General features: G+C 64.3%; 8 protein-coding genes and 1 other annotated feature. Of the genes, 5 read left to right on the top strand and 3 right to left on the bottom strand.

Going from position 1 to position 8,637, the window contains the following annotated elements; genetic code table 11:
• Positions 1–102: 102 nt before the first annotated feature.
• Both rho and fsa read right to left on the bottom strand, forming a co-directional pair.
• Positions 103–1,386: a transcription termination factor Rho gene (rho, locus tag L0D16_RS11890; protein ID WP_243032410.1), complete on the bottom strand. Its 1,284-nt coding sequence runs from the start codon at positions 1,384–1,386 to the stop codon at positions 103–105.
• Complete coding sequence (gene fsa / locus L0D16_RS11885) at positions 1,383–2,054, bottom strand: fructose-6-phosphate aldolase (protein WP_243032409.1); 672 nt, start codon at positions 2,052–2,054, stop codon at positions 1,383–1,385. Before fsa ends, rho begins: the two co-directional genes overlap by 4 nt.
• A gap of 138 nt (positions 2,055–2,192) precedes the next feature.
• Positions 2,193–2,427: a binding site (T-box leader), on the top strand.
• A 35-nt stretch (positions 2,428–2,462) separates the two neighbouring features.
• Between fsa and ileS the strand changes: the two genes are divergently transcribed.
• Genes ileS through nfo form a run of 5 tightly spaced genes read left to right on the top strand, consistent with a single transcriptional unit; the run spans position 2,463 to position 8,416 of the window.
• Positions 2,463–5,594, top strand: a complete 3,132-nt coding sequence (ileS, locus tag L0D16_RS11880) for an isoleucine--tRNA ligase (RefSeq protein ID WP_243032408.1) — start codon at positions 2,463–2,465, stop codon at positions 5,592–5,594.
• Complete coding sequence (locus L0D16_RS11875) at positions 5,477–6,046, top strand: Uma2 family endonuclease (RefSeq protein ID WP_341474629.1); 570 nt, start codon at positions 5,477–5,479, stop codon at positions 6,044–6,046. Before ileS ends, L0D16_RS11875 begins: the two co-directional genes overlap by 118 nt.
• Positions 6,047–6,069: 23 nt before the next feature.
• Positions 6,070–7,101 carry a M24 family metallopeptidase gene (locus L0D16_RS11870; RefSeq protein ID WP_243032412.1) on the top strand — a complete coding sequence of 344 codons (1,032 nt, stop codon included), beginning with the start codon at positions 6,070–6,072 and terminating at the stop codon, positions 7,099–7,101.
• On the top strand, positions 7,102–7,596 hold the full coding sequence (locus tag L0D16_RS11865) for a septal ring lytic transglycosylase RlpA family protein (RefSeq protein WP_243032406.1): 495 nt from the start codon (positions 7,102–7,104) through the stop codon (positions 7,594–7,596).
• Position 7,597: 1 nt separating this feature from the next.
• Positions 7,598–8,416 carry an endonuclease IV gene (nfo, locus tag L0D16_RS11860; RefSeq protein ID WP_243032405.1) on the top strand — a complete coding sequence of 273 codons (819 nt, stop codon included), beginning with the start codon at positions 7,598–7,600 and terminating at the stop codon, positions 8,414–8,416.
• Between the two features lie 59 nt (positions 8,417–8,475).
• On the opposite strand, the gene L0D16_RS11855 is transcribed toward nfo, so the two are convergent.
• The gene (locus tag L0D16_RS11855; RefSeq protein ID WP_243032411.1) at positions 8,476–8,619 is read right to left on the bottom strand and encodes a transposase; all 144 of its coding nucleotides are present in this window, start codon (positions 8,617–8,619) and stop codon (positions 8,476–8,478) included.
• Between the last annotated feature and the right edge of the window lie 18 nt (positions 8,620–8,637).

The raw sequence follows: 8,637 nt of genomic DNA, 5'->3' as shown, positions 1-8,637 counted from the left end.
CCCTCTTTTTATCCCAGCCCAGAGTCTCACATGTGTTTGTCCGGGTTCAGGGGCAAAGGACCCTGGGGGGCGGAAACCCCGCCCCCCAGGGAAGAATCCCGCCTAGCGGGCAGCCAAAGAAGCCAGAAACTCCTTGTTGTTCTTGGTGCGCGCCAAGCGGGCGAGGAGCATCTCCATGGCCTCCGCCGGATCCATGTCCGCCAAGACCTTGCGCAAAAGCCACATCTTGTGGACCACCTCCTCACCCAACAGGAGCTCCTCCCGACGGGTACCGGACTTCAGGATGTCTATGGCCGGGAAGATGCGGCGCTCCTCGAGGCGACGGGAAAGGTGGAGCTCCATGTTCCCCGTCCCCTTGAACTCCTCAAAGATCACATCGTCCATGCGGCTTCCCGTCTCCACCAAGGCGGTGGCCAGGATGGTGAGGCTACCCCCGCCCCGGATGTTGCGGGCTGCCCCCAGGAAACGCTTGGGGAAGTAGAGGGCCGCGGAGTCCAAACCGCCGGAAAGGGTGCGGCCCGTGGGCGGGGTCACCAGGTTGTTGGCCCGGGCTAGGCGGGTGATGGAATCCAGAAGGATCATCACGTGCCCCCCTTCCTCCACGATGCGCTTGGCCCTTTCGTGCACGAACTCCGCCACCCGGATGTGGTTCTGGGGCGGCTCGTCAAAGGTGCTGGCGATGACCTCGGCCCCCTGGACGCTTTCCCGGAAGTCCGTGACCTCCTCCGGCCGCTCGTCAATAAGGAGCACGATCACCCTGATGTCGGGCTCGTTCTTCAAGACGGCGTTGGCAATCTTCTTAAGCAGGGTGGTCTTACCCGCTTTGGGCGGGGCCACAATCAGCCCCCGCTGGCCCCGACCAATGGGGGCAAGAAGGTCTATGACCCGGGTGGAGAGCTCATCCGGGGTGGTTTCCAGCTTGATCTGCCGGTCGGGGAACTGGGGGATGAGCTCGTCAAAGCGGGGCCGGTTCTTGGCCGCTTCGGGGTCTAGGTCGTTCACCGCCTCCACCTTGAGGAGGGTGCCGTAGCGCTCGTTCTCCCGGGGCGGCCGTACCCGGCCCACGATGTAGTCCCCGCTTCTTAAGGCATACTGGCGAATGAGCCCGGCGGACACGATGGCGACCCTGGATTCCAGATTGTACAGGTTTTCGGTAATGAAGCCATACCCATCCGGGCTGATCTCCAGGTAACCCTTGACCAGCTGCAAGCCCTCCCCCTGGGTCTGCCGTTCCAGGAGGGCCATGATGAGCTGGTCCTTCTTCATGCGCTTGTAGTTCTCGATCCCCGCCTCCTGGGCCAGGAGGTGCAACTCCGGCAGGATCTTGGCCGCAAGTTCCTGGTACGTCAGGGGCGCTTCTTGATGGATCTCCGCTTTTCTCCTCATGGCTTGACCTTCTCCCAATCCTCCATAAAGCGCTTAAGGCCTATGTCCGTAAGCGGGTGCTTGAGCAGCTGTTTGAACACCCCGTAGGGCATGGTGGCGATGTCTGCCCCCAAAAGGGCGGCCTCCGTAACATGACGGGGGTGGCGGATGGAGGCGGCGATGACCCTCACCGGCAGGTTCTGCACCTGGATCAGCTCCGCAATCTCCCGCAACAACTCTCCCCCATCCCAGGAGATATCGTCCACCCGCCCCAAAAAGGGGGAGACATAGCTTGCCCCTGCCCGGGCCGCCAGCAGAGCCTGGTTGGCGGAGAAGATCAGGGTCATATTAACCTTAACCCCTTCAGCGGCAAGCCGCTTGCAGGCCTTCAAGCCCTCCTCGGTGGTGGGCAGCTTGACCACAATCTGGGGGTGGATGGCCGCAAGCCGCCGTCCTTCCGCCACCATGACCTCCGCCTCCAAGGTGGTCACCTCTGCGGACACGGGCCCCTTCACCACCTCGCATATGGTCCGTAGGTGGGCGAACAAAACCTCCTCCGTCAGCTTGGCTCCGCGACCCGCATACTCCTTCGCCACCAGGGTGGGGTTGGTGGTCACCCCGGAGAGCACTCCCCAAGCAGCGATCTCCCGTATCTCCTCCAAGTTGGCGGTATCCAAGTACAGCTCCATGAGCACTCCTTTTGTCGGGAAGCGGACCGGCTTAGCTCCATTCTAGCAGACCCAACCGGGGCGTTGTCAAGGAAGGGGAAGGGCTGCTAGGATGGGCTTAGCCGCCAACGGGGGATTTTACCCCAGGAGGCGGGAGCTGTAAAGGCGAGGATGGGGAGAGTACCCCTTTCCAATAGCCCCAAGCGAGCCGGGGAGGGTGGAAGCCCGGTGGTGAGGAAAGGTGGGAAGATCACCCCGGAGCCGCGGGAGGAAAGGGGTCAAGACCCTGAGTAATGCCCGCCGGGTGCGCCCGTAATCGCGCCAATGAGAGCCTGGAGGCTTCCTCCAGGAAGCGCGGTGGTACCGCGGAGGCCCTTGCGCTTTCGTCCGCGCCCAAAGGGCGCGGGCGTTTCTTTAAGGGAGGAAGGTATGTTCAAGGAGGTCGGCGAACCCAACTTTCCCAGGCTGGAGGAAGAGGTTCTGGAGTTTTGGAAGCGGGAGAGGATCTTTGAAAGAAGCGTGGAAAACCGCCAGGGGAGGCCCCGTTACACCATTTACGAAGGCCCCCCCACCGCCAACGGCATGCCCCACGTGGGCCACGCCCAAGCCCGCAGCTACAAGGACCTTTTTCCCCGCTACAAGACCATGCGGGGCTACTACGTGCCCCGCCGGGCCGGATGGGATACCCATGGCCTTCCGGTGGAGCTGGAGGTGGAGAAGAAGCTGGGCCTTAAAAACAAGCGGGAAATCGAGGCCTACGGCATTGAGCGCTTCAACCAAGCCTGCCGGGAGTCGGTCTTCACCTACGAGAAGGAATGGGAAGCCTTTACGGAGCGCATCGCCTACTGGGTGGATCTCAAGAACGCCTACGCCACCCTGCACCCCACCTATGTGGAAAGCATCTGGTGGAGCCTGAAGAACCTCTTTGACCGGGGGCTCCTTTACCGAGACCACAAGGTGGTGCCCTACTGCCCCCGGTGTGGCACCCCCCTTTCCTCCCACGAGCTCTCCCTGGGCTACAAGGAGATCACCGACCCCTCGGTCTACGTGCGCCTGCCCCTTCGGGAACCGGGGAAGGTGGGGTTAGAAAGGGCCAGCCTCCTCATCTGGACCACCACCCCCTGGACCCTGCCCGGAAACGTGGCGGCGGCGGTCCACCCGGAGTTCACCTATGGGGCCTTTGCCGTGGGGGAGGAGGTGGTGATCCTGGAGGAAACCCTGGGGCGCCAGCTCCTGGGCGAGGAAACCCCTATCGTAAAGACCTTCACGGGAAAGGAACTGGAAGGCCTGGCCTATGAACCCCCCTATCCCCAGGTCTTGCCCAAGGGGTACTTCGTGGTCCTGGCGGAGTACGTGAGCCGGGAAGACGGCACGGGCATCGTCCACCAGGCCCCGGCCTTCGGCGCCGAGGACCTGGATACGGCCAGGGCCTACGGCCTCCCCCTCCTCAAGACGGTGGACGAGGAAGGGAAGCTCCTGGTGGAGCCCTTTAGGGGCCTCTTCTTCCGCGAGGCCAACCGGGCCATCCTAAAAGACCTCCGCTCCCGGGGCCTCCTCTTTAAGGAGGAAAGCTACCTCCACAGCTACCCCCACTGCTGGCGCTGCTCCACCCCCCTCATGTACTACGCCACGGAAACCTGGTTTATCCGCAATACCCTTTTCAAGGAGGAGCTCATCCGCAAGAACCAGGAGATCCACTGGGTCCCACCCCATATCAAGGAGGGGCGCTACGGGGAGTGGCTTCGGAACCTGGTGGACTGGGCCCTAAGCCGCAACCGCTACTGGGGCACACCCCTTCCCATCTGGGTCTGCGCCACCTGCGGGAAAGAGGAGGCCATCGGCAGTATCCAAGAGCTTAGGGAAAGGGCCACCCACCCCCTCCCCGAGCCCTTTGATCCCCACCGCCCCTACGTGGACGGGGTGGAGCTTGCGTGCACCTGCGGGGGCACCATGCGCCGGGTGCCCTATGTCATTGACGTCTGGTACGACTCCGGGGCCATGCCCTTCGCCTCCTTGCACTACCCCTTTGAAAACCAGCTGGAGTTCCAGGAGGCCTTCCCCGCGGACTTCATCGCGGAGGGCATTGACCAGACCCGGGGCTGGTTCAACTCCCTGCACCAGCTTGGGGTGATGCTCTTCGGCTCCATCGCCTTCAGGAACGTGATCTGCCACGGCCTCATCCTGGACGAGAAGGGACAGAAGATGAGCAAGTCCAAGGGGAATGTGGTGGACCCCTGGGACATCATCCGGGAGTTCGGGGCGGATGCCTTAAGGTGGTACATCTACATCTCCGCACCCCCGGAGGCCGACCGCCGCTTTGGGCCCAACCTGGTGCGGGAAACGGTGCGGGACTACTTCTTAACCCTGTGGAACGTGTATAGCTTCTTCGTGACCTACGCCAACCTGGACCGGCCGGACCTCAGGAACCCGCCTCCCGTGGAGAAACGGCCCGAGCTGGACCGCTGGCTCCTGGCGCGGCTTCAGGACCTGATCCAAAGGGTGACGGAGGCCCTCGAGGCCTACGACCCCACCCAAAGCAGCCGCGCCCTCCGGGACTTTGTGGTGGAGGACCTCTCCCAATGGTACGTGCGCCGGGGCCGGAGGCGCTACTGGAAAAACGAGGACCCCCTGGACCGCGAGTCCGCCTACGCCACCTTGTACCAGGCCCTGGTTACCGTCAGCCAGCTTTCCGCCCCCTTCACCCCCTTCCTGGCCGAGGTGCTTTGGCAGAACCTGGTGCGCCCAGTCCACCCTGAGGCCCCTCTTTCCGTGCACCTTTCCGACTGGCCGGAGGTGGACCCGAAGCTTCTGGACCAGGAGCTGGTGGCCAAGATGCGGGCGGTGCTCAAGGTGGTGGACCTGGCCCGTTCCGCCCGGGCCAAAAGCGGGGTCAAGACCCGCATCCCCTTGCCCCTTCTTCTGGTCACCGCCCCTAGCCCCTTGGAACGGGAGGGCCTACGCCACTTCGCCTCCGAAATCGCCGAGGAGCTCAACGTGAAGGAGGTGCGGGTTTTGGAACCTGGGGAGGAAGTGCTCCGCTACCGGGTCCTGCCCAACCTGAAGCTGCTGGGCAAGAAGTACGGGAGGCTTCTCCCCAAAATCCGCGAGGCCCTGGAGAAGGAGGCCTCCAGGGTGGCCCATCGGGTCCTCAAAGGGGAAAGGGTGCCCTTAACCCTGGAGGGCCAGGAGGTGGTCCTGGAGCCGGAAGAGGTGCTCCTCGAGGCCCAGGCCCCCGAGGGGTATGAGGCCCTGGAGAAGGAGGGATACGTGGCCGCCCTGGAGGTGCGGGTCACGGAGGAGCTGAAGCTTGAGGGGCTGGCCCGGGACCTGATCCGCCACCTGCAGCAAACCCGCAAGGAGATGGGCCTCAAGGTTTCCGACCGCATCCGGGTGGGCTACGAGGCGGAAGGCGCCTACCTGGAAGCCTTGAAAGGCCATGGCGGCTGGATCGCCGAGGAGGTTTTGGCCCTAGAGTTTGGGCCAGGCCTCTTCCCCGGCCACACCACCTCTTTGGAGGACGAGGAAGGCCGGGTGCGCTTCAGCCTGGAAAGGCTAGGGTAGGGCCATGGCGGGAGCAGACCGGGCCCACGATCCTCAGCCGGTTACGCCTAAAGCTGGGGCCCAAGGCCCTAGGGGAAGGGGGTGAGGCCTTCGCAGGGGACCGGAGGCCTAAGGTGTCGGAGGATACCGTCTTTTACCCCGGCCTCATGGTGGCCTGCGGTCCCTCCCCCTTCCTTTACGGGGAAGCCCCCGGCATTTTGCCGGAAATCCTCTCGGAGAGCACGGAGGATCCGGACCGGGGGAGAAAGCTAGGGCACTATTCGGGCCTACCCTCGCCGCGGGCGTACCCTCTGGTGGATAGCCGTCGGGTAAGCCTCGAGGCCCACCTGCGGGAAGAGGACCAGGGGACCTACCCCCGCCTGGGGCCAGGGGGGAGCCTTCCCCTCCCCTGTCCCCCTCTGGAGTTGACCGTGGCCCATGGGTACCCGGGCGTGAACCTGGAAGAGGGTTAACGGGTGGTATAGTAGGCCCCGTGCTGGAGCCCAAGACCCTCTTAGAGCCCTTGGGGCTGGATGCCCTCTACATCACCCGCCCGGAAAACGTCCGCTACCTTTCGGGCTTTCCCCACCCTGAGGACGCCCAGGTCCTGGTCATGGGGGAAGGCTCCTTCCTCCTCACCGACCCCCGCTACCCTGAGGCGGAGCGGGAAAGCCGCATCCCCGCTAAGGTGCTGAAGCGGGAGGAAAAAGAGGCCCTTCTGAGGGGGCTCAGAGGACGGGTGGGCTTTGAGGCCGAGCACCTTCCCTACGCCTCCTTGGAGCGCTTGCGGGAGCTCGCCCCTGCGGAGTGGGTGCCCACCAAGGGGGTCATAGAACGGCTTAGGCTCAAGAAAACCCCGGAGGAGGTGGAGCGGATTCGCAAGGCCCAGGCCCTGGCGGAAGAAGCCCTGGCCCACGCCCTCACCCTCCTGAAGCCCGGCGTTTTGGAGCGGGAGGTGGCCTTGGAGATAGAGTTTTTCCTGAAACGCCGGGGAGCTGGGGTGGCCTTCCCTCCCATTGTGGCCTCGGGGGTACGGGGGGCTTTGCCCCATGCCGGGGCCTCGGGGAAAGCCCTCGAGGCCGGGGAACTGGTCACCCTGGACCTGGGGGCGGAGGTGGAGGGGTACCACTCGGACATGACCCGCACCGTGGCCCTGGGAAGGGTGGACGGGGAACTCAAGCGGGCCTTCCAGGCCACCCTAGCCACCCTGGAAAGGGTCCTAGACGCCCTCGGCCCAGGCAAAAGCACCAAGGAGCTGGACGCCCTGGCCCGGGAGGAGCTAAGGCGCTTCCAACTGGACCGCTACTTCGTCCACTCCCTGGGGCACGGGGTGGGGCTTGCCGTCCACGAGGGGCCAGGGCTTTCCCCGTATACGGAGGAGACCCTCGAGGCGGGCATGGTGGTCACCGTGGAGCCCGGGGTCTACTTACCGGGGAAAGGAGGCGTGCGCATAGAGGAGCTTGTCCTCATCACGGATACGGGGATGGAACTCCTCTCCCGCTTTCCCCGGGGCTGGCGGGAGGTTTAGGTGCGCGCCCTGGTCCTAGCCCTTTTCCTCTCCGGTGCCCTGGCCCAGACCTATACCGTACAAAAGGGGGACACCCTTTACCGCATCGCCAAGGCCCATGGCCTGAGCGTGGAAGAGCTAAAGGGGCTAAACGGCCTCACCTCGGACCTCATCTCCCCAGGGCAGGTCCTCCGCCTGGGCCATGGCGAACCCCCTAAGAGGAAGCCTTTGGTCCAGGAGGGCCTGGCCGTCTGGTACGGCCCGGGATTCCACGGGAAGCGCACGGCCAGCGGGGAGGTCTATGATATGCAGGCCCTCACCGCCGCCCACCCCTCCTTGCCCTTCGGCACCCGGGTGCGGGTCACCAACCTAAAAAACGGCAGAAGCGTGGTGGTGCGCATCAACGACCGGGGACCTTTTGGGGGCCGGTATATCATTGACCTCTCCTACGCCGCCGCCAAGGCCATTGAGGCCCTTTCCGCCACCCGGGTACGGGTGGAGGTGCTGGAGGAGTGAGATGGTGCGCTATGGCTTTCACCTTTCCATCGCCGGGAAAAAGGGGGTGGCCGGGGCCGTGGAAGAAGCCCAGGCCCTGGGCCTTTCCGCCTTCCAGATCTTCGCCAAAAGCCCCCGAAGCTGGAAAACCCGCGCCCTTTCCCCCAGCGAGGTGGAAACCTTCCGCGCCCTGCGGGAAATGGCCGGGGAGCTTCCCGGGGTGATCCATGCCTCCTATCTGGTGAACCTGGGGGCGGAGGGGGAGCTTTGGGAAAAGAGCGTGATGAGCCTGGCGGACGACCTGGAAAAGGCCCGCATCCTGGGACTGGAGTACGTGGTGGTCCATCCAGGCTCAGGAGACCCCCAACGGGTAAAAGAGGGCCTCCTAAGGGCCCTGCGCCTGGCCGGGGTAAAGGAACGGCCCACCCTCCTGGTGGAGAACACCGCCGGAGGCGGGGAGAAGGTGGGGGCCCGGTTTGAGGAGCTGGCCTGGCTCTTGGAGGACACTCCCCTGGGGGTCTGCCTGGACACCTGCCACGCCTATGCCGCCGGGTACGACGTGAGGGAGGAGCCCCAGGAGGTCTTGAGCCAACTGGACCGCCTCGTGGGCCTAAAGCGGGTGCCGGTGGTGCACCTAAACGATTCCGTGGGGGGCCTAGCCAGCCGCATAGACCACCATGCCCACCTTCTCCAAGGCCAGATCGGGGAAGGGCTTAAACGCGTTCTCCTGGACCCCCGCCTCAGGAACCGGGTCTTCATCTTGGAAACCCCAAGGAGCCCCGAGGAGGACGCATGGAACCTGAAGGTCCTGCGCAGCTGGCTAGAGGAGGCCCCCGCCTAGGAAAAGGCGCAGGGCGGAGACGATCATCACCAAAAGCCCCAGCGTGACTACTCCCCGCTCTAAAGAGCGGGGCTTCTCGGTTCCGGGTATAGACCCGTGGCCGAAGGCCCCGTCCAGGCCTTAGCCAAGATGTTTACCGCCGCTGCCACGTCCCGATGGAGAAGAGTACCACAAGAAGGACAGGTGAACTCCCTGACCCACAGGGGCTTCTTCTCCCGGTG

This window comes from Thermus altitudinis, assembly GCF_022760835.1.
GTDB lineage: Bacteria > Deinococcota > Deinococci > Deinococcales > Thermaceae > Thermus > Thermus altitudinis.
Note: the sequence above shows the minus strand (reverse complement) of the source record. Positions and strands in the feature narration are given on the sequence as shown.

Bases quoted from the DNA above. Each gene is read 5' to 3' on its own strand.
- rho (WP_243032410.1), bottom strand. From the start codon at position 1,386: ATGAGGAGAAAAGCGGAGATCCATCAAGAAGCGCCCCTGACGTACCAG.
- fsa (WP_243032409.1), bottom strand. From the start codon at position 2,054: ATGGAGCTGTACTTGGATACCGCCAACTTGGAGGAGATACGGGAGATC.
- ileS (WP_243032408.1), top strand. From the start codon at position 2,463: ATGTTCAAGGAGGTCGGCGAACCCAACTTTCCCAGGCTGGAGGAAGAG.
- nfo (WP_243032405.1), top strand. From the start codon at position 7,598: ATGGTGCGCTATGGCTTTCACCTTTCCATCGCCGGGAAAAAGGGGGTG.